Below are 21,357 nucleotides of genomic sequence, written 5' to 3'. Positions count from 1 at the left end.
TGACACCCAAAACCCGGTGAGCAGGCGCAAACTGACACGCGAGAGCGGGTGAGCAGGCGCAAACTGACGCTGGGCCGAGGCGCCGGCTTGCGACCGCCTGCCAGCACGGGCCGTCAAGCGACGTCCGGTCGCGCGCCGGCATGTCAGTTTGCGCCTGCTCACCACGTTGTCACTGTCAGTTTGCGACCGCTCACCGCCAGATTGACGTCAGTTTGCGACTGCTCACGGGGGGTGGGGGGTGGTCAGGCCGGGAGGGACTCCCCCTTCGCTGCCAGCTCACGGAGGTACGACGTCGGGCGGAGCTGCTCGCCGTACTTGTCGGCCAGCTCGTCGGCCCGGGCCAGGAAGGCGTCGATGCCGTAGGAGCCGTCGGGGGCGTCGAAGCCGGTGATGTAGCGCGCCGCACCGCCGGTCATCGGCGGGAAGCCGATGCCGAAGATCGAGCCGATGTTGGCGTGCGCCGCCGAAGTGACGACACCCTCCTCGAAGCACCTCGCGGTCTCGATCGCCTCACGGACCATCAGCCGGTCCTTGATGTCGCGCAGCGAGATCTGCTCCTGCGCCACCGGGAACAGCTCGGCCAGCCCCGCCCAGATCGAGCCGCGCCTGCCGTCGGCGTAGTCGTAGAAGCCGGCGCCCTTGAGACGGCCGCTGCGACCGGCCTCGATGAGCGGGTCGCAGACCTTCTCGGTCACGGTGAGCTCGGTCGCCCCCAGCGCCTCCCGGGTGGTCTTCGCGATCTTGACCATCAGCTCGAGGTTGAGCTCGTCGGCCAGCTGCAGCACGCCCGTGGGGTAGCCGGCCTGGGTGGTGGCCCGGTCGAGCGTGTACGGCGCCACGCCCTCGGCCAGCATCGCCAGCCCCTCCTCGATCATCGTGCCGATGACTCGCGAGGTGTAGAAGCCCCGCGAGTCGTGGGCGATCATCGGGGTCTTCTTGATGACCTGGACGACGTCGTAGGCCTTGGCCAGGGTCTCCTCGGAGGTGTCGGCGCCGTTGATGATCTCGACCAGCGGCATCTTGTCGACGGGCGAGAAGAAGTGCAGCCCGATGAACCGACCGGCCGCGTCGGTGCCGTCGAGGCCCTTGGCGAGTTCGGTGATCGGCAGCGTCGAGGTGTTGGAGCACAGCAGCGCACCCTCGGCCAGGAACGGCGTGATCTCGTTGAAGACCCGCTGCTTGAGTGCGACGTCCTCGAAGACCGCCTCGACGACCATGTCGGCGCCCCGCGCGTCGGCGGCCTCGGCGGTTGCGGTGATCCGGCCCAGGATCTCCTCGGCCTTCTCCTGGGTGATCTTGCCGCGCTCGACGCCCTTGGCGTTGAGGCCGGCGGTGTAGGCCTTGCCCTTCTCGGCGGCCTCCGCCGTCACGTCCTTGAGTACGACGTCCACACCGGCACGGGCGAGCACGTAGGCGATCCCGGCGCCCATCATGCCCGCGCCGAGCACGACCGCCTTGCGCGGCGTGTACTTCTCCACGCCGGCCGGCCGCGCGCGACCTGCGTTGATCGAGCCGAGGTCGAAGAAGAACGCCTGGATCATGTTCTTGGCCTGCTGGCTGGTGACCAGGTCGACGAAGTAGCGCGACTCGATGCGGCTGGCGGTCTCGAAGTCGACCTGGGCGCCCTCGACGGCAGCGGAGAGGATCGCCTTGGGAGCGTGGTAGTCGGCCTGCTTCATCTGCTTGCGCACCAGCGGCGCGAATGCCGGCAGGAAGGCCGCCAATGACGGCGAGGACGGGGTGCCCCCGGGGATCTTGTAGCCGGGCCTGTCCCACGGCTGGGTGCTGCTCTCCGGGTTGGCCCGCAGCCACGCCTTGGCCGCCGGGACGAGCTCCTCCGGGGTCGCGACGAGCTCGTCGACGAGGCCCTTCTCCAACGCCTGCGCCGGCTTGAACCTGGCGCCGGTGCCGAGGATGTCCATCAGCGCGGTCATCAGGCCGAACATCCGGACGGTGCGGGTGACGCCACCGCCGCCGGGCAGCAGGCCGAGGGTCACCTCGGGCAGCCCGATCTCGTAGCGGCCCTCGACCGCGATGCGGTGGTTGGCGGTCAGCGCGATCTCCAGGCCACCGCCGAGCGCGGCCCCGTTGACGGCCGCCACGATCGGCTTCGGGAAGAGCTCCAGCCGACGCAGGATCGCCTTGATGCCCTCGACCTCGGCGAAGATCTCGGCGACGTTCTCCTTGCGTAGCGGCAGCATCCGGTTGAGGTCGCCGCCGGCGAAGAAGGTCTTCTTCGCCGAGGTGATGACGACGCCGGTCACGCTCTGCTCGTCCTGGGCGAGCTCGGCGTAGAGCCGGTCGACGGCGGCGGCCATGCCGGTGACATAGGCCTCGTTCATGGTGTTGGCCGACTGACTCGGGTCGTCGAGGGTCAGCGTGGCGATGCCGTCGGCGTCGACGTCGTACTTAACTGCGGATTCAGTCATTGGAATTCCTTGTCTCAGACGATCTCGACGATGGTGGCGATACCCATGCCGGCGCCGACGCAGAGCGTGGCGAGGCCGCGGCGCTGGCCCCGGCGCTCGAGCTCGTCGACGAGCGTGCCGAGGATGATCGCGCCGGTGGCACCGAGCGGGTGGCCCATGGCGATGGCGCCGCCGTTGACGTTGGTGACCTCGGCGGTGATGCCCATGTCCTTCATGAAGCGCAGCGCGACGGCGGCGAACGCCTCGTTGATCTCCCACAGGTCGATGTCGGCGGCGGTCAGGCCGGCCTTGGCGAGGGCCTTGCGGGCGGCGGGGGCGGGTCCGGTGAGCATGATCGTCGGCTCGGAGCCGATGACGGCGGTGGACACGATCCTGGCGCGCGGGGTGAGCCCGTAGTCCTGACCGACCTGCTCGTTGCCGATCAGCACGATCGCGGCGCCGTCGACGATGCCGGAGGAGTTGCCGGCGTGGTGGACGTGGTCGATCCTCTCCAGCCAGGTGTACTTCGCGAGCGCCACCTCGTCGAAGCCGGCGTCGCGGCCCTGGTCGACGAACGACGGCTTCAGGCCGGCGAGCGACTCGACGGTGGTGCCGGGCCGGATCAGCTCGTCCTTGGCGAGGACCAGATTGCCGCTGCGGCCGTAGACCGGGACGACGGCATTGTCGTAGAGCCCGTTGGCCCAGGCCTTGTCGGCGCGGGCGTGGGACTCGGCGGCCAGCGCGTCGACGTCCTCGCGGCTGAAGCCCTCGATGGTGGCGATCAGGTCGGCGCCGATGCCCTGCGGCACGAAGTTGGTCGTGAGCGAGGTGGCCGGGTCCATCGCCCAGGCACCGCCGTCGGAGCCGATCGGGACCCGGCTCATCGACTCCACGCCGCCGGCGATGATCAGGTCCTCCCAGCCGGAGCGCACCCGCGCGGCGGCCTGGTTGACGGCCTCCAGCCCGGAGGCGCAGAACCGGTTGAGCTGGACGCCGGCGACGGTCTCGGGCAGGCCGGAGGTCAGCGCGGCGACCCGGGCGATGTCCATGCCTTGGTCGCCGATCGGCGAGACCACACCGAGGACGATGTCGTCGACTCGGCCGGTGTCGAGGGTGGGGTTGCGCTTCTGCGCCTCGTCGAGCAGGCCGGTGACCAAGTCGATCGGCTTGACCTCGTAGAGGGCGCCGCTCTTCTTGCCGCGCCCGCGCGGGGTGCGCAGGTGGTCGTAGATGAATGCTTCGGGCATGTGAGTCCCCTTGAAGGATCGCTCGGAGGATGGGTGGTGTCAGCCACTCACGATTGTGACAGCAATACTGTCACGGTCAAGGAGACGGTACGACGCCAACCACCCTCAGTGCGCGGCGGCGGCCGGCTCGGAGCGGTAGCGAGCGGGGCGGCCGTCGATGCCCATCGCCCGCCACAGCCGGCGCGCCACCGGGCCGCGCAGGCCGAGGTCGTCGAAGAGCATCCGCACGTCGGCGAAGAGGTCGCGGAGGAACTTGCCGGCCTCGGGGTTGTCCCACCAGATCTCGCGCGCCACCTCCTCGGGGATGCCCATGGCCTCGATCGCCTCGGCGCTGGGCCGCATGATGACGTCGCACAGCAGCCGCATCACCAGCGGCGTCGCCAGCCCCAGCAGGGCGCGCTGCCGGCCGGACAGGTGGGGCGTGTGCTGGGTGAGGTACTGATGAGCGAAGCCGATATGGCGGGCCTCCTCGGCGACGTGGATGGAGATGATCCGCCGCAGCATCGGGTGGAGGTTGCCGTTCGCTCGGAGCAACCGCTTCTGCAGGTGGTCGATCGGCTCCTCGCCGGCGAGCACACCCATCCAGAAGCCGGCGGGCGCCCAGTAGCCCAGCATCGCGACGAGCGGGATCAGCCGCCGGAACCAGGTCGGCGCGCCGGCCACGTCGGTGCCCGTCCGGTTGACGAACTCCTGGAACATCTGGGTGTGGTGGCACTCCTCGGTCGCCTCGTGCGTGGAGTAGCGGAACTCCGGGTTGCCGTTGCGGCGCTTGAGGTTGTCGAACATGATCCCGCTGATCAGCAGCTGCTCGAACTGCAGGCCGACCTTGCAGATCAGCGCCCAGCGGTAGATGCCGACCTCGATCTGACGGTCCCGGGGCAGCGTGCGATACCAGGGGTGGGCGCCGAGGTTGTCCTCCGGCCCGAGGATCCAGCGCTCGTCGTTCCGGTCGACCACGAAGTCGGGGTCGTCCCAGTCGATGTCCTTGAACGCGTCGAAGTGGTGGTCGACGGAGGCCACGGACAGGGTGCGCAGGGTGTCGTAGTAGCCCTGTCGTCCCTGCGACACGTAGTCGGGTCGCTCGCTGGTCACCGTCATCGCTGCCCACCTTGTTTGGGTACTTGTTGTACCCGTCCATGTAACCACGACCGCCCGGGCGGTACAAGGTGTACCCCGTACGGCGACGCCTCCGCGACGGGTACGGCGGTAGCGTGACCGTCGTGGCGACGGCGAAGCGGACCGACACCACCGCGGCGCGGCGGTCCGGTGGCGGCTCCAGCCCCGCCCGGCGCGAGCGACTGGTGCTCGCCGCGGTGGCCGAGATCGACGCCAATGGGCCCGAGCCGGCGGTGGCCGCCATCGCCGAGCGGGCCGGGGTGCCGCGGCCGCACGTGTACCGGATCTTCGCCAGCCGCGACGAGCTCGACGAGGCGGTGGTCGCCTACACCGCGGCCGAGCTGCTCGACCGGCTCACCCCGCCGCCCGGCAGCCAGGGTGCCGTGAACGAGATGGTCCACGACCGGATCGCCAGCGCGGTGGGCTGGGCCGCCGAGCATCCCAACCTCTACCGCTTCCTGGCGCTGCGAACGCAGACCCTCACCATGCAGAACGCCCGGGCCGGCCTGCTCGGCGCGATCGTGGACACCGTCGTCGGCCTGGTCGGCGAGGACGCGCTCGACCGCGGCCTGCTGGAGCGAGTGCTGGCCGGACTGATCGCGATGGTGGACACCGGCATCGTCTGGTGGCTGGAGCACGCCGACGAGACCCGCGAGGAGGTCATCGTCCGGCTCACCCGGCAGGCCCAGGCGGTGCTGCTCGACCTGGTGGCACAGCTCGGCCTGCCGCTGCAGCCGGACACGGAACTGTCGATCCGGCTCCTATCGGAACGCTGACAGTAGTACTGTCAGGGTCGTCGTACGACCCGCCGAGGAGCCACCATGCCCACCAAACCGTCCATCTACGAGGCCGAGCACGAGGACTTCCGTGCCACCTGCCGCGCCTTCATCGAGAAGGAGGTCGTGCCCTTCCACGACCAGTGGGAGGAGGCCGGCATCGTGCCGCGCGAGCTCTGGACCAAGGCCGGAGACGCCGGGCTGCTCTGCTTCGACGTCGAGGAGGAGTACGGCGGCCCGGGCATCAAGGACTTCCGGTTCAACGCGGTCTTCCACGAGGAACTGACCCGGGTCGGCGCGAGCGGACCGGGCTTCTTCGTCCACACCGACATCATCGTCCCCTATATCAGCCACCTCGGGACGCCGGAGCAGAAGGCGCGGTGGCTGCCCGGCTGCGTGTCCGGCGAGACCATCACCGCGATCGCGATGACCGAGCCGGGCGCCGGCTCCGACCTGCAGGGCGTGCGCACCACCGCCGTGGACCAGGGCGACCACTACCTCCTCAACGGCACCAAGACGTTCATCTCCAACGGCATCAACGCCGACCTGGTCATCGTGGTCTGCAAGACCAACCCCGAGGCGGGCGCGCACGGCGTCTCACTGCTGGTCGTAGAGCGGGGCATGGCGGGCTTCGAGCGCGGCCGCAATCTGGACAAGATGGGCATGAAGGCGCAGGACACCGCCGAGCTCTCCTTCACCGATGTGAGGGTGCCGAAGGAGAACCTGCTGGGCGAGGAGGGCTCCGGCTTCGTCTCGCTGATGACGCTGCTGCCGCAGGAGCGGATCTCGGTCGCCTCGATCGCCGTCGGCGCGCTCGAGCACGTGCTCGACCTGTGCCTGGACTACGCCCGCGAGCGGGAGGCGTTCGGCCGGCCGATCGGCCGGTTCCAGCACAACTCCTTCCTGCTCGCCGAGATGGCCACCGAGGCCTATCTCGCCCGACTGTTCGTCAACGACGCCATCACCCAGCTCAACGCCGGCACTGCCGACACCGTGCTCGCCTCGATGGCGAAGTGGTGGACCACCGAGCTGCAGAAGAGGTTCGTCGACCAGGGCGTCCAGCTCCACGGCGGCTACGGCTACATGATGGAGTACCCCATCGCGAAGGCGTACGTCGACAGCCGGATCCAGACCATCTACGGCGGCACCACCGAGGTCCAGAAGCTCATCATCAGCCGCTTCCTCGGCCTCTGAGAACCTTCCGAGCGCCGGCTCCGAGCTCGACAGGTTAGAAACGACTCCATGGAGCTCTCCCTGGCTCGGCCGAAGCGATGGACGCTCCTCGGGCTTGTCTGCCTGGGAGTCGTTTCAGCCGGCGCAGTCGGCGTGGCCGCGAGCAGAAGCGCCGCTTCCCGGGACACGGAGGCAGTGACCGATGTCGTCGAGGGCGCGCTCATGGCACGGCAACAGATCGGTGCCGTGGACGCCCTCTTCAAAGAGCCCACGAAAAACGCCGAGGAGCGAGACGCGGGCGTCTATGAGATAGCTACCCATCCGGCGCTCGCCTACCTGCCCGAGGAGTTGGTTTCATCGACTCTGTCTCTGGGCGAGGATCGGTTGCGGAAATACTTCACCGGCGAGGAGTTGGCCGACGAGTTGAAGGTGAACGAGCGCATGGCCGACTCCTACACCCCGATGATCTCGGACTCGCCGGTGAAGTTAGGTCAAACGGACACCGACAGTTACGTGATCGACGGTGGCGCGGACCAGTTCTCCTACACCTCGGTGGAGATCGAGGACAATGCCGCCTCGGTGGCCGGAAGCGCGCGGATCTGGCTCAGCGGGGCGATGATCGACTCCGATGCGGGACAGGTTCAACTCGTCAATCCCAGCAATCTGATCGACTTCACGGCACACCTCGTTGCGACTGACGGTTCTGACTGGAAGATCGACAAGTTCTCATGGTCTTTCGCTCCTGGAAGTGAGCCGTAGGCTACGGAGAATTGCGCCCCGGGCGTCAGCCCGACTACGCCGGCAACGAGGTCCCCCTGGTCAAGCGCTGACCCACCGGCCTCAGTCGGCGTGACATCGCCGTAACACGAGCCGCCTAGCGTCCGTGGCCATGCCACGGCCCACGTTCGACTGGAGCACGGTCCGCGAGCGCTCGGCCTTCCACGGCCTGGACCGCCGAGCGGTCACCGGGACCGACCTGATCGCCCACTCGATCGCCGTCGTCTGCCCCTCGGCGAGCGCGCTGGGGGTGGCCTTCGGCCTGCCCTTCCTGGTCGGCCCCGGCGCGTGGCTCAGCGTGGTCATCGGCGTCGGCATCTCGTTGCTGCTCGCTGCCGCCTTCAGCGAGTTCGCCTCCCGCTTCACCGCCTCGGGCTCGCTCTACACCTATGTCGCCAAGGGCCTCGGCCCGGCGGCCGCGCTGGTCGTCGGGGGCGCGCTGGTGCTCGGCTACCTGACCTTGGTGGTGTCCTGCCTGGTCGTCGCCGGACGTCGTACGTCGACGGGCGTCGAGACCATGACGGGGTCGGCGCCACCCACGATGCTGCTGTGGCTGGTCTTCGCCGGCGGCGCGCTGGCCTGCCTGGCGATCCTCTATGCCGGGGTCCGGTGGTCGACCCGGGTCGCACTGGCCACCGAGAGCGTGGTGCTCACGCTGCTGCTGGTCATCCTGGTGACCCTCTCCATCCGGCACGGCCTGCCCGGGCTCGGCGCCCTCTCGCTGGAGGGCGCGAGCTGGAGCCGGATCCTGGTCGGCGCGGCCAGCGTCATGACGATCACCATGGGCTTCGAGTCCGCCGCCACCCTCGCCGTCGAGGCCGAGCGCCCCTACCTGACCGTGCCCCGCTCGATGCGGGTCAGCGTCACCCTCACCGGCGTGCTGTTCCTGCTCGGCGTGCTGGTCTCCTCGGCGACCGACGGCACCGCTCACGGCCATTGGTTCTTCCCCGGGCAGGAGCAGTCGGTGGTCGACGGCCTGGCCCGGCTGGTGACCGCCGCCGCCGAGCTGGCCTGTGCGCTGGGTGCCTGGGTCGCGGTGAGCCGGCTGCTCTTCTGCTTCGCCCGCGAGGGGCTGCTGCCGGCCGCCCTCGGCAGGACGGTACGACGCACCGGCAGCCCGTTCCTGGCGGCACTGGTCTGCGCCCCGTTCGTGGCGGTGGTGCCGCTGGCGGCCTGGCTGCGTGGTGGCGACCCGACCCGGATCTCCGGTGACCTGCTGGTCTCGGCGACCCTGATGCTCTTCGTCGGCTATGCCCTGGCCTGCGTCGCGGTGGTGCCCTTCCTCGGCAGACTCGGCGAGCTGCGCGGCCGCGATGTGATCGTCGCGGCGACGGCGGTCCTCGGCGTGGTCACCATGACGGTCATCGAGGTCCGCGAGGACCTGCTCGAGGGCAGCGTTGCCAGCATGGTGGTCCTGGCCGGCGTGGTGGCGGCCGGCCTGGGCTGGCTGGTGCTGCTGCGTCGTACCTCCCCCGGCACGGTGGCCCGGATCGGCACCCACGAGGGCCCGCTGCGCGCCGACGTACTGCTCCCCGAGGAACCGGTGGCGTGGCGGCCTCGATGAGCGAACCAGACGGCTACCTCGCCCGCCAGCCGGCCGCTGTCGACAGCGCGTTCGCGGTGCTGGAGGCAGTCGCCGAGCACGGCCCGGGCATCACCGGGCGGCAGCTGGTCGAGCGGCTGTCGATGTCGAAGGCGACCGTCTACCGGATCCTCAAGCATCTGGTGGAGCAGGAGTATCTCGTGCGTACCCCCGACCTGAAGGGCTTCATGCTCGGCCGGCGGGTGCTGGCGCTGGCCCGCTCCCCCGAGCAGTCGGGGTGCTCGGCCGGGTGAGTCTCAGTTGGCGTCGGCAGATCTTCACTCCTGACGGCTCGCCGGGCGAGCTGCCCGAAACAGAACGTTCCTAGCGTCGTCGCCGCCGTGACTCCACCGTCCGGCCGACCAGTCAGGAGAGAACGTCGTGCGCCAACACCTACCCGGTGCCGCACGGTCCCTGACCGGGGCAACCCGCCTCCTCATCGCGGCAGCCGTCGCCGCGGTGATCGTGGCGACAGCCCTGGTCCTGGGCCTGCTTCACACCACCCCCATCGCCGCCGAGGAGTCGGCGGCCGCCACAACCGACACCCTCGCGGAGTTGCCCTCGGCGAAGCCGGCCGAGCTCGGCCAGCCCCGCGACCCGCTCAGCATCGAGGAGTACGGCTATGCCGAGGCGCTCGCCAAGGCGGCGCTGCCCGCCGACGCCACCGACGTGGCCGGCGCCTCCGGTGGTGAGCTGCTCTCCATCGACCTCGCCTCGATGGACGCCACCACCACCGACCGGCTCGTCGCGGTCACCTACTACGACTACACCGCCGGCGAGACCGTCGTGGTGACCGTCGACCTGTACGCCGGCACCACCACCGGCACCGCGACCTCGGCCAAGCTCCAGCCGCCGCCTTCCCCGGCCGAGACCTACGCCGCCACCGACCTGCTGATCCACGCCCAGCAGGGCAAGCGGCTGGCCACCGAGTACGCCGCCATCACCGGCACCCCCATCTCCGCCGAGGCGGTGACCGCGACCGCCGGCTCCTACTACGACACGCTGCCGACCAAGGTCGACGACGACTGCGGCGAGCACCGCTGCGTCGAGCTGCAGCTGCAGGAGCCGAGCGGCAAGTACCTCTCGAGCATCGACTACGTCGTCGACCTCACCACCAAGTCGGTGATCGTGCTCAACGACCGCACCGCGGTCAGCACGCTGTCCGGCGGAAAGGAGAACTGACGATGCGCCTCCTCACCCACACCGTCACCCGCGCCCGCCGGGCCGCGGCCGCAACCCTGGCCGCCGCCATCCTCGGCGCCGGTCTTGCGGTCCTCGGCAGCACGGCCGCGCCTGCCTCGGCCGCCCCGGTGGCGGCACCGACCGCCTGCTCGACCCAGGGCACCATCAGCAAGACGCTGAAGAACGGCACCAGCTGGTCCATGTGCTGGAATATCGACAGCAAGAAGGGCATCGTCCTGGAGGGCGTCTACGTCAAGGGCCCGAAGGACGAGGGCTACTCCCGGGTGCTCGACTCGATCGCGCTGGCCCAGCTCAACGTGCCCTACGACAGCGGCGAGAACGTCTGGAACGACATCACGTCGTACGGCTTCGGCAACCAGTACCTCCAGAAGCTCGACCCCTCCGAATGCCCGGACGGCGAGCTGATCGACGTCGACCAGGTCTGGCTGCAGCGCTCGGGCACCAACAACCGCTATGTCGCCCGCACCATCCCCGCGATCTGCGTGCAGGAGGTCGCCACCGGGCTGTCCTACCGCTCGCACGAGCAGGACTGGGGCTCGATCGACGACGAGCTGCTCTTCACCGAGCAGGGCACCGACCTGGTGGTCTCGACGGTGTCGAAGGTGGACTGGTACGAGTACCAGACGCAGTACCGCTTCACCGACACCGGCAGCATCATCTCCCGGCTGGGCGCCACCGGTGACATCTCACCGGAGGACTTCGCCGATGCGACGTACGGCTGGCCGGTCGGCGCCGGCGAGACCGACCTGGCGACCGGCCACCACCACAGCGCGTTCTGGAGAGTGGACTTCGGCATCGACGGGGCCAGCCAGCAGAGCGCCCGCTACTTCGACAGCGAGGTCACCGGCACCGGCCTGAAAGGCCCGACGCTCGCCACCACGGTCACCGACGTCACGACCGAGGCGAACCTGGCGATGACGAAGCGCCGGGTCTACAACGTCTACGCGCCCACCAGCCTCAACGCCGACCAGCACGCGCGCGGCTACGACATCGAGTTCGAGGAGAACAACCCCTACGAGGGGATCGCCGAGACCACGCCGGAGCTGACCTTCACGCAGTACAACTCCACCGAGGAGTTCGCCAGCAACAACCAGAACCCCTCCGCGGCGCTGCAGTCGGTGCTCGACTACGCCAACGGCCAGACCATCACCAGCCCGGTGGCCTGGGTCAACGTCGGCTTCCATCACCAGGTCCGCGACGAGGACCAGAGCCCGATGCCGATCCACTGGCAGGGCTTCAAGCTGGTGGCCCGCGACTTCTGGGCACAGAACCCGTTGACGCCCACGGCCCGCGACTGCGTCAACGGCAACCCCGGCGGCCAGGTCGACTCCACCAACGCCTGCGGCCACGCCACCGGCACCTCGCTGAGCCTGTCCGGCGAGAGCCAGCAGTACGGCGGCACACCGGTCACGGCGAGCGTCACCGTCGCTCAGCTGGCCGAGGAGGGCGAGGTGCCTGCCGGCTCGGTCTCGATCGTCTCCGGCGCGGACCTGGTGGTCTCCGGGGTGCCGCTGGTCGACGGCACGGCCAGCTTCGAGCTGCCGGCCACGCTGGCGGCGGGCAGCCATCAGCTCGTCGCGGTCTTCGCCCCGGCGTCCGACACCGAGTGGCTGACCTCCTCCTCGGCGGCCGCGCCGTTCACCGTCACGGGGACGACGACGGCCGAGGTCACCGAGACCACCGGCACGGCGAGCGCACCGGCCGTCACCACCACCGCCTTCACCTACAAGAAGAAGGCGATCACGAAGGGCGTCAAGGGCCGGGTGCTGGTGACAGTGACCGGTAGCGACACCGGCACGGTGGCCGCCTATCAGGGCAGCAAGGTGCTCGGCACCGCCACCCTGGCCGGCGGCAAGGCGACGATCGTGCTGCCGAAGTTGAAGGTCGGCAAGCACAAGATCACCGTCCAGTTCGCCGCGACCGAGACGGCCTCGGCCAGCACCTCGTCGGTGAAGGTCCTCACGGTGAGGAAGAAGTAGATGACCGGCGGCACCGATCCGGCCTCCCGCTCCCCCCGTGGGGGCCGGGTCGGTGCCGCACGGCTGCTCTGCCTGCTCCTGGTCGCCGCCCTGCTCGGGGCCGCGGTGACCTGGTGGGCCGGGCGGCACTGGACCCGGGTCGAGGTGGTCTCGGCCTCGATGTCGCCCACGCTGCGGGTGGGCGAGCGGGCCTGGGTCGACACCCGGTACGCCGGCGGGCGCGGCGTCGCTGCCGGCGACGTCGTGGTCTTCCGGGACCCCGGCGGGTTCACCGACCACCCCGGCAGCCTGGTCACCAAGCGGGTGATCGCCCTCGGCGGCCAGTCGTTGTCGTGCTGCGACGGGTCCGGTGCACTGCTGCGCGACGGCCGCCGTCTCGACGAGCCCTACCTGCCGGCCGGCGTCGTACCGAGCGGGCTGGCCTTCGACGTCACCGTCCCGGCCGGCTCGTTGTGGCTGATGGGCGACAACCGGCCCGCCTCGCTCGACTCCCGCCAGGCCGGCCCGGTCCCCGCCACGGCCGTGCTCGGCCGGATCAGGTCGGCCGGCCGGTGAGGGCGAGAGCGACGCGGCCAGCGGCCAGCGCGGCGTGAGGTCGCTCGGAGTTCAGCGCCCCGAGCTGAACGAGGCGGCGCTGTGCCCGCGACCGGACTGACTGCGACCGGACTGGCCCGAGCGCGAGCGGCTCCGGCGGCCACCGGAGCGCTGGCTCTTCGACGGCTGCCCGCTCGACTCGGCCTGACGCTGCTGACCCTGACGCTGCTGACCCTGACGCTGGCCCTCGGCCGGCTGGCCGGCCTGCCGCTTGCGAGCCCGGCTGCCGGGGCGGCTCTTGCGCGTGCTGATCCGCTCGCCGGTGGGCTGGCGAGCCGGCTGGACCACCTCGGCCACGAAGCCGCCCGGCAACGTCCGCTCACCGGGAGCGAGCTCGACCAGGACCGGGTGACGGGGGCCGTCGACCCGGGTGATCGTCGGCCTGATGCCGGCCGCCCGGGTCAGGTCGCGGACGTCCTTGACCTGGTCATCGGTCATCAGCGTGACGACGGTGCCGGCGGCACCGGCGCGGGCGGTGCGGCCGGAGCGGTGCAGGTAGGCCTTGTGCTCGGCCGGCGGGTCGGCGTGGACTACCAGGGTCACGTCGTCGACGTGGATGCCGCGGGCGGCGATGTCGGTGGCGACCAGGGTGGTCGCCTTGCCGGCGTGGAAGGCGTCCATATTGCGGGTCCGAGCGCCCTGGGAGAGGTTGCCGTGCAGCTCGACCGCGGGCACGCCGACCTTGTTGAGCTGGCGGGCCAACGCCTTGGCGCCGTGCTTGGTGCGGGTGAAGACGACGGTGCGGCCGGGCGCGGAGACCAGGTCGGTGAGCACCGGCACCCGCTGGTCGCGGGCCAGGTGCAGCACGTGGTGGTCCATGGTGGCGACCGGCGACTGCGCCGAGTCGGCCTCGTGGGTCACCGGGTTGGTCAGGAACTGCTTGACCAGCACGTTGACGCCGTTGTCGAGCGTGGCGCTGAAGAGCAGCCGCTGACCGGCCTTGGGAGTGCGGGCCAGTAGTCGCTTGACGCCGGGCAGGAAGCCGAGGTCGGCCATGTGATCGGCCTCGTCGAGGATGGTGATCTCGACGGCCGAGAGATCGGCGTGACCCTGCCCGATGAGGTCCTCCAGCCGGCCGGGACAGGCGAGCACGATGTCGGCGCCGGTGCGCAGCCCGGCGACCTGGGGGATCTGGCCGACCCCGCCGAAGATGGTCTGGACGGTGAGGCCGGCGGCGCGGGCCAGCGGGTCGAGGGACTCCTTGATCTGGCCGACCAGCTCACGGGTCGGGGCCAGCACGAGGGCACGGGGCTTGCGGGCGGCAGCAGGGCGGCCGCCGGCCAGCCGGGCGACCAGCGGGAGGAGGAAGGCATAGGTCTTCCCGGATCCAGTGCGGCCGCGGCCGAGCACGTCACGGCCGGCGAGGCTGTCGGGCAGCGTCGCCGCCTGGATCGGGGTGGGGGTGGTGATGCCGCGCTCGCGCAGGACGGTGGCGAGGTCGGCGGGCACGCCGAGATCGGCGAAGGTCTTCGTAGACAAGAGGTGCTCTCACATCTGGCATGTCTCGCCAGGACCGCCCGGCCGAGCCGGACGGGGCCGGATGTTCCGGCCTCGGGCCAGGTCGCGAAGACCTGGCGATGAGGTGCGGCCACGAGGCAAGACTGGGCGGGCCGCTGCGTCAAGACTACGGGCTCACGTCGTCGTACGACGATTCCTCGCCGCCGAGAGGTCCCTATCGGCCCCTCGAGAAGTCCCGATCCGCCCCTCGAGAAGTCCCTATCGGCCCCTCGAGAAGTCCCGAAAGGCGAGCGAGTCTCATTTGAAGTCATCGGATCGTGACCCCTGACTCGCCAAGGTCACCTGGACGAAACGTCGGAGCCCGAGGTCGGAAACGGCACCCACCTAGCGTCATCACGCTCGCCGGCAACCCAGGGCGGCGACACCACCAGGATGCAGGAGAACCAGTGAGACAACCTCTCTCCGTGCGCCGGCTCCGGCTGGCGCTCGTGCCGCTCATCGCCGCGTTGGCGGTGCCGCTGGCACCCACCGACCCAGCGGCGCACGCGGTGGTCCCGACGGGAGCCACCACGACCCAGCTGCCCGATCCGATGGAGCGCGGCACCGCCGGGTTCTCGGTGATCCAGGAGGTCAAGCTCGGCCTCGCCGCCCTCCAAGAGCCCAACTCCGCCGGCGCCGCCCCCGACGCCGGCACCTCGCAGGCTGCCGAAGAGCTGGAGATCCGCGGCCAGCTCTACATGCCCCAGACCCGCACCGACCCCTCGCCGCTGCTGCTGCTGGTGCACGGAAACCACAGCTCCTGTGACGCCGGCCAGGACAGCACCACCGCGACCTGCACCACCTACAAGCGCAACGAGGCCGGCTATGCCTACCTGGCCGAGAACCTCGCCACCTGGGGCTACACCACCTTCTCGCTGTCACAGGACCAGCTGATGATGCGGCAGGACAGCGCCAAGGGGAAGGGTATGCACCAGCGCCGCAAGCTGATCGCCGCGGCCCTCGACGCGCTCAGCGCCGCCAACGAGGAGGGCGGCCTGGCAGACGACGAGCACACCACCATCGGCACCACCCTGGTCGGCAAGCTGGACATGACCCGGATCGGCCTGATGGGCCACTCCCGCGGCGGCGACGCCGTCACCAGCTTCGTCGACTACAACCGGATCCGCACCGACGGCCCCCGCTACCCGTTGCGTGGCGTCATCTCGCTGGCGCCTGTCGACTACGAGCGCAAGGCGCCCTCCGGCGTGCCCTATATGACCATCCTGCCGTTCTGTGACGGCGACGTGTCTAACTTGCAGGGGGCCCGGTTCTACGAGCGCAGCCAGTATGTCGACGCCGACAACCCGTTCCCGCGGATCCAGTCCTCGCAACTGGGTGCGATCCACAACTGGTACAACACCGTGTGGTTCGCCGACGGCCAGGACGGCGGCACCGTCGCCGACGCCGCCTGCGGCAACTCCGAGCCGACCAACAGCGACAACGTCCAGCCGCACAACCTGCGCCTGTCCGGTGCCGCGGACTACGACGACCCGGACCAGACCTACACCCTGGACAACTCCGACACCTACAACCCCGAGGTGAACACCAAGATCTCGGGGGACGTCGCCCGGATGGGAGACCAGGAGAAGATCGGGCTGGCGACCATGGCCGCCTTCTTCCGCCGCTATGTCGGCGGCGAGGGCGCCTTCGAGCCCTACATGACCGGTGAGCTCTCCGACACCGAGTCCCACCTGCAGATCCCCGAATCGGCCTGCCCCACCAGCGAGTCCGGCACCCGGATCGACTGTGCGGAGCGGGTCTCGACCAGCTACTTCCCCGGCTCGGAGGAGCGCGTGGACGTGATCCGGCCCGAGGTGGAGAACCCACTCACCCTCAACGCGCTCGGCGGCTCGCTGTCCGGCAGCGGCTTCGCCTATCCCTATGTCGACAACGGCGGGGTCGACCTGCCGGCAGAGACCAAGGGCGGCTACGACTGGTGTAACCCCGAGCCCGACGACTTCGCACCCGCCCAGCTCGGCAAGAGCACCCAGCCCACCGCCGCTAAGGCCTGCCCGCTGCCGGGCAAGGCCGAGCTCGGCGGCCAGAACGGCACCCGGGAGAACTCGCCGGTCAACCATTCCTATGGCCGTCAGCTCGCGCTGGCCTGGGAAGAGGGACAGACCGCCGAGCTCACGGCACAGATTCCCGCCGCCGACAAGGACATGAGCTCCCTGAAGGCGCTGGCGATGGGCGCGGACGTCAACTTCTTCGACCTCCGCAACCCGGGCGCGGACGCCGACCGGCTCGACGAGGCGGGCGACCAGCTGCCCGTCTCCTACGACCCGGAGACGACCACCCAGGACTTCATCATCGCGCTGACCGACACCGCCGGTCACGAGGCGACCGTGCATGCCGGGGACGAGCGCTGGGGCAACGCCCTGCACATGTCGACCGGCACCCAGACGACGCGGACCCACATCGTGCTCGACCAGATCCGCGTCCCGCTCAGCGAGTTCTCGGCCCAGGGCGTGGACCTCAGCTCGCTGGCCTCGGTGCAACTGCGCTTCGGCGAGGAGGGTACGCCGTCCTCGGGCTCGATCCAGCTGGCCGACGTGCGGTTCCAGGAGTCGACCAGCGACGACCTGATCCTCTCCGACGGCTACCAGGCGAACGGCGCTGGCTTCGGCGCGGTCACCTCCGGGCCCGATCCGGCCGAGGTGTTGGCCTCCTACGACAACACCGCGGGCAACGTGAAGCTCAACGACCAGGTCGGCGACGCCTACGACAACACCACCTGGGTAGTCGACGACGACAAGGAGCAGTGCCCCAACGCCAACTTCACCTCGGTCCAGAAGGCCGTCGACTATGCCTCGCCGTGGGACACCATCGTGGTGTGCGACGGCGTCTACGAGGAGTCCTCGACGCCGGTCTACCACGCCTCGAACCCGGTAGCGACCGGGGCCATGAACGGCCTGACGATCACCAAGCCGCTCAAAATCAAGGGGGCGGGGGCCGACAAGGTCACCATCATGCCGGACCAGTCGCTCGACACCCTCGCCGGCGTGGAGCCCTACCTGCGTGACGGCGGCGGCAATGTCATCACCGTCTCGCGGCAGTCGCTGGGGTCCACCGACACCAACGAGATGTTCGTCGACATCTCAGGTGTCACGGTGACGGCGGGCGAGACCTACGCCGAGGCAGGCATCGCCTTCTTCGGCGCGGCCGGACGGGTCTCCGAGAGCGTCGTCGGCCCGATGAAGGTCGCGCAGACCGCCGACGAACTGGAGGAGAGCCCGCACGGCTGGGGCATCGTCAAGACCGGTCTGATCCAGGGCTCCGGCACCGGCACCGTGGAGAGCGAGGTCACCGTCACCGACAGCGTCGTGAAGGGCTACCAGTCCGGCGGCATCCTGTTCGACGGCGCCCGCGGCACCGACGGCTCCACCGACAACGCGGTGCGCACCGGCATCATCCAGAACGGCTACGTCACCGACACGGTCGTCAAGGGCAAGCCCAACAGCCTCTACGCCCAGACCGGCATCGCCTTCACCGGCGGCATGACCGGTTTCGTGAACGACAGCAGGATCACCGGCAACTACTACAAGGCCGACCCCTCGCTGTCCTACGGCATCCTGCTGACCGACGCCGGCACGGAGACGACCGGGGCGCTGACCGCTTCGGGCGACGTCCTCACCGGCAACGGGTTCGCCGCCTACAACGCCAACGCCGACAACTCCGCGGTCCGCTCGGACGCACCGTTCGTGGTCACCGGCAGCTACCTGGGCACCGGCACACCGGTCTCCGGCGGCCCCGCCGACCCCGACACCGGACTCGAGGCGATCTCCGGCGACGGTTCGGTGACGATCCAGAGCCAGGTCGCCTCGGAGCCGACGACCGTGCCCACCACCGTCGGCACGGTCACCGACAACGCTCCGACGGCGGCGGTGATCGACCCCGGCACCGGCACGCAGGTGAGCGTCGGCCAGTCGATCAGCCCGCTGATCGGGGCGCGGGACGACTTCGCGGTCGCCGCCGCCGAGCTGCTGGTGGACGGGTCGTCGGTCGGCTCGGACGTCTCGGCGCCGTACTCCTTCTCGTGGACGCCGAGCGCGGAGTACGCCGGCAAGTCGGTCACCCTCAGTGCGATCGTGACCGACTCCGCCGGTCAGCGGACGACCTCGGCGACGGTGACCGTCTCGGTGGCGGCGCTGTCGGCGGCCTCGTCGTCGGCGACCCTGACGGTCGGCAAGGTGTCGAAGAAGCCGAAGAAGGCCGCCGTGGTGCTGACCGTCACGGTCAACCCCGCCGGCGTGCTGAGCGCCACCGGCAAGAAGGTCCGCACCGTCACCACCACCGCCGGACCCGGCACCGTCAAGCTGCGGGTCAAGCTCAAGCGGGCCGCCCGCAAGGCCCTCAACCGCAAGCACAAGGTCAAGGTGCCGATCACCCTCACCTTCACCAGCACCACCGGTGAGGTGGTCACGACCACCAAGAAGATCGTGATCAAGAAGAAGAAGTAGCCCCCTCAGCGGGCTGGGCTCGACCGAGCCCAGCCCGCTGCCCGTCTCGGCCGGTCGCGCAGGTGTCTCGACGTTGCGGCACCCTCCGCGCCCGGCAGTCATGAAGAGCAAGCCACGAGAAGAGAGCAACACGTGAGACGAATCAAGACCCGCGCCCTCGGTGCGACGGTCGCCCTGACCCTCGGCGCCGGCGGACTCGCCCTGACCGGGTCGCCCACCGCGACGGCGGCCGCCGACCCCACCGGCGCCCTGTTCCTGGAGCCCTACTACACCGAGGGCGACCTGACCGGCGACAGCCAGATCACCCAGGCCGACCTCGACCTGCTGGCCGCTGCCATCGGCCGGACCAGCGCCGACGCCGGCTGGGCCGACGTCTCGGCCGCCGACCTCGACGGCGACAGCACCATCTCGGTCGGCGACCTGGCCGACCTGGCCCAGCGGGTCATCTACGACGACGGCACGTTCGAGCTGATCGAGGCCGGTGCGCTGGAGATGCAGAAGGCGATGAACGCCGGTGTCATCACCTCGGTGCAGCTCACTCAGGACTACCTCGACCGGATCGCCGCCTACGACAAGACCGTGGTCGACCAGTCCACTGGTGGCCGGGCGCTCAACTCGATCATCTCGACCAGCGACGTGGCCCTCGAAGCCGCTGCCGAGAGCGACGCCGCCCGGGCCGCCAACGGTGGGCCTCGCAGCATGCTGGACGGCATCCCGGTGCTGCTCAAGGACAACTACGACACCGAGGACATGCCGACCTCGGCCGGCTGCGGCTGCTGGGTCGACAACCAGACGACCGACGACGCCACGATGACCGCGGGCCTGCGCGAGGCCGGCGCCATCATCCTCGGCAAGGCCAGCATGGACGAGTTCGCCTACGGCTTCACCTCCCAGTTCAGCGCGCTCTCGGAGGCCGGCCAGAGCCTGTACGTCGCCAGCCCCTACAACACCGCCAATACCGCCGGCGGCTCCAGCGGCGGCACCGGTGCCGCGATCTCCGCCAACCTCGGCGGCATCGGCTTCGGCACCGACACCGGTGGCTCCATCCGGGTGCCGTCGAGCTACAACCAACTGGTCGGCCTGCGTCCGACCGTCGGCCTGACCAGCCGCGAGGGCATCATCCCGCTGGCGCTGAGCCAGGACACCGGCGGCCCGATGGCGCGCTCGGTCAGCGACATCGCGATCGCCCTGGACGCGGTCGCGGGCACCGACGACGCCGACTCGGCGACAGCCGAGACCGACGGCTACCTGCCGGAGTCCTACACCAGCTACCTGGACCCCGACGCGCTGGCGGGCAAGCACTTCGCCTATCTCACCTCGATGGTGCCCCCGGCCTCGGGCACCGACGCCCAGCAGGCCGCGCGCCGGATCTTCCTCGACGCCGTCGCCGACCTCGAGGCCGCCGGCGCGACGGTCGAGGAGATCGACCCCACCACGCTGTCCGCCGACCCGGACACCGGCATCACCGCCACCCAGATCCTCGCCGAGAGCAGCGGCAGCACCAACGAGTTCAAGCACGACCTCAACCTCTACATCGAGAGCCACCTCGACTCCGACGTGGAGTACCGCTCGTTGTCCGAGATCCTCGCCTCGGGCCGCTACACGCCGTCGTACGCGAGCGTCTATGCCGCGCGGGACGCCATCACCCAGGAGACGTACGACGCCTGGATCGGCACCGAGGACGCGCCCGGGACGCACACCACGGTGCTGCGCAACGGCCAGGCGTACATCACCGACCTCCTCGACACCGAGGACCTCGACGCGCTGATCTATCCGACCGGCCTGCCGTACAGCAGCTATGCCCAGAACATGCGGCTCAGCCCTAACACTGGTATGCCCGCGATCACCGTGCCGATGGGTCAGACCACCGCCGACGAGACGCTGCCGGGTGCGGGCGTCAACCTGGAGTTCCTCGGCCGCGACTACGCCGAGGGCGACCTGCTCGCCATCGCCTACTCCTTCGAGCAGGAGACCCAGCACCGCACCACGCCGGCGCTCTACCCGGCGCTGGACGGCGACGTCGTGGCCGGTCCGGGCACCGACACCGACGCCCCGGGCAACGGCGCGGTGAGCGTCACCGGCCCGAGCACAACGCCCGCCGCCGGCGAGACCTTCACGGTGACGGTCAGCCAGTCCGCCGCCGATCTCTACGCCTACCGGCTCTCGCTCGGCTTCGACCCCTCGGCGGTGGAACTGGTCTCCACCGGCCCGGCGGGAACCACCGGAACCAGCTACACCACCAGCAGCACCGGCAGCGTCACGGTGACCCACACCAAGCTGGGCAGTTCCCCGGCGGCGGAGGGCGAGACCACCTTGACGACGCTGACGTTCAAGGCGCTCAAGGCCGGTAGCGCGAGCGTCACGGTCACCGGCCTGACCACGGTGAACTCGGCCGGCGTGCCGACGACCGTTGCGATCGCCTCGGACGCTGCCGAGCCGGCGACCCTGACGGTCGGCAAGGTGTCGAAGAAGCCGAAGAAGGCCGCCGTGGTGCTGACCGTCACGGTCAACCCCGCCGGCGTGCTGAGCGCCACCGGCAAGAAGG

General features: G+C 69.9%; 14 protein-coding genes. 10 read left to right on the top strand and 4 right to left on the bottom strand.

What is annotated here, in order from left to right; genetic code table 11:
• Positions 1-242: 242 nt before the first annotated feature.
• The 3 genes from QM595_RS01515 to QM595_RS01505 all read right to left on the bottom strand — a co-directional run bounded on the left by QM595_RS01515 (position 243) and on the right by QM595_RS01505 (position 4,753).
• Complete coding sequence (locus tag QM595_RS01515; protein ID WP_415169754.1) at positions 243-2,429, bottom strand: 3-hydroxyacyl-CoA dehydrogenase NAD-binding domain-containing protein; 2,187 nt, start codon at positions 2,427-2,429, stop codon at positions 243-245.
• Positions 2,430-2,443: 14 nt separating this feature from the next.
• Positions 2,444-3,655: an acetyl-CoA C-acetyltransferase gene (locus QM595_RS01510; RefSeq protein ID WP_415169753.1), complete on the bottom strand. Its 1,212-nt coding sequence runs from the start codon at positions 3,653-3,655 to the stop codon at positions 2,444-2,446.
• A 105-nt stretch (positions 3,656-3,760) separates the two neighbouring features.
• The gene (locus QM595_RS01505) at positions 3,761-4,753 is read right to left on the bottom strand and encodes an AurF N-oxygenase family protein (RefSeq protein ID WP_415169752.1); all 993 of its coding nucleotides are present in this window, start codon (positions 4,751-4,753) and stop codon (positions 3,761-3,763) included.
• Positions 4,754-4,875: 122 nt separating this feature from the next.
• Between QM595_RS01505 and QM595_RS01500 the strand changes: the two genes are divergently transcribed.
• The 8 genes from QM595_RS01500 (at position 4,876) to lepB (ending at position 12,816) form a co-directional block, all read left to right on the top strand.
• Complete coding sequence (locus QM595_RS01500) at positions 4,876-5,547, top strand: TetR/AcrR family transcriptional regulator (RefSeq protein WP_415169751.1); 672 nt, start codon at positions 4,876-4,878, stop codon at positions 5,545-5,547.
• A 45-nt stretch (positions 5,548-5,592) separates the two neighbouring features.
• A complete protein-coding gene (locus QM595_RS01495) occupies positions 5,593-6,741 on the top strand; it encodes an acyl-CoA dehydrogenase family protein (protein ID WP_415169750.1) in 1,149 nt (382 codons plus the stop codon).
• A 48-nt stretch (positions 6,742-6,789) separates the two neighbouring features.
• Positions 6,790-7,479, top strand: coding sequence for a hypothetical protein (locus tag QM595_RS01490; RefSeq protein ID WP_415169749.1), 690 nt, complete (start codon positions 6,790-6,792; stop codon positions 7,477-7,479).
• 130 nt (positions 7,480-7,609) lie between these two features.
• Positions 7,610-9,061, top strand: coding sequence for an APC family permease (locus QM595_RS01485; RefSeq protein ID WP_415169748.1), 1,452 nt, complete (start codon positions 7,610-7,612; stop codon positions 9,059-9,061).
• Positions 9,058-9,333, top strand: coding sequence for a helix-turn-helix domain-containing protein (locus QM595_RS01480; protein WP_415169747.1), 276 nt, complete (start codon positions 9,058-9,060; stop codon positions 9,331-9,333). Before QM595_RS01485 ends, QM595_RS01480 begins: the two co-directional genes overlap by 4 nt.
• 127 nt (positions 9,334-9,460) lie before the next feature.
• Positions 9,461-10,261 (top strand): hypothetical protein, encoded by an 801-nt coding sequence (locus QM595_RS01475; protein WP_415169746.1) that lies wholly within the window; start codon positions 9,461-9,463, stop codon positions 10,259-10,261.
• A 2-nt stretch (positions 10,262-10,263) separates the two neighbouring features.
• On the top strand, positions 10,264-12,261 hold the full coding sequence (locus QM595_RS01470) for an Ig-like domain repeat protein (protein ID WP_415169745.1): 1,998 nt from the start codon (positions 10,264-10,266) through the stop codon (positions 12,259-12,261).
• Positions 12,262-12,816 (top strand): signal peptidase I, encoded by a 555-nt coding sequence (gene lepB / locus QM595_RS01465; protein ID WP_415169744.1) that lies wholly within the window; start codon positions 12,262-12,264, stop codon positions 12,814-12,816. It begins immediately after the preceding gene.
• A gap of 51 nt (positions 12,817-12,867) precedes the next feature.
• On the opposite strand, the gene QM595_RS01460 is transcribed toward lepB, so the two are convergent.
• Positions 12,868-14,334 carry a DEAD/DEAH box helicase gene (locus QM595_RS01460; RefSeq protein WP_415169743.1) on the bottom strand — a complete coding sequence of 489 codons (1,467 nt, stop codon included), beginning with the start codon at positions 14,332-14,334 and terminating at the stop codon, positions 12,868-12,870.
• A 425-nt stretch (positions 14,335-14,759) separates the two neighbouring features.
• Between QM595_RS01460 and QM595_RS01455 the strand changes: the two genes are divergently transcribed.
• Both QM595_RS01455 and QM595_RS01450 read left to right on the top strand, forming a co-directional pair.
• Positions 14,760-18,812 (top strand): Ig-like domain-containing protein, encoded by a 4,053-nt coding sequence (locus tag QM595_RS01455; protein ID WP_415169742.1) that lies wholly within the window; start codon positions 14,760-14,762, stop codon positions 18,810-18,812.
• Positions 18,813-18,944: 132 nt separating this feature from the next.
• The coding region (locus QM595_RS01450) for an amidase family protein (RefSeq protein WP_415169741.1) at positions 18,945-21,357 on the top strand (2,413 nt) is incomplete at its 3' end.

The organism is Nocardioides sp., from assembly GCF_047607185.1.
Classification (GTDB): Bacteria; Actinomycetota; Actinomycetes; order Propionibacteriales; family Nocardioidaceae; genus Nocardioides.
This window is presented reverse-complemented; position numbering and strand designations above follow the sequence as displayed.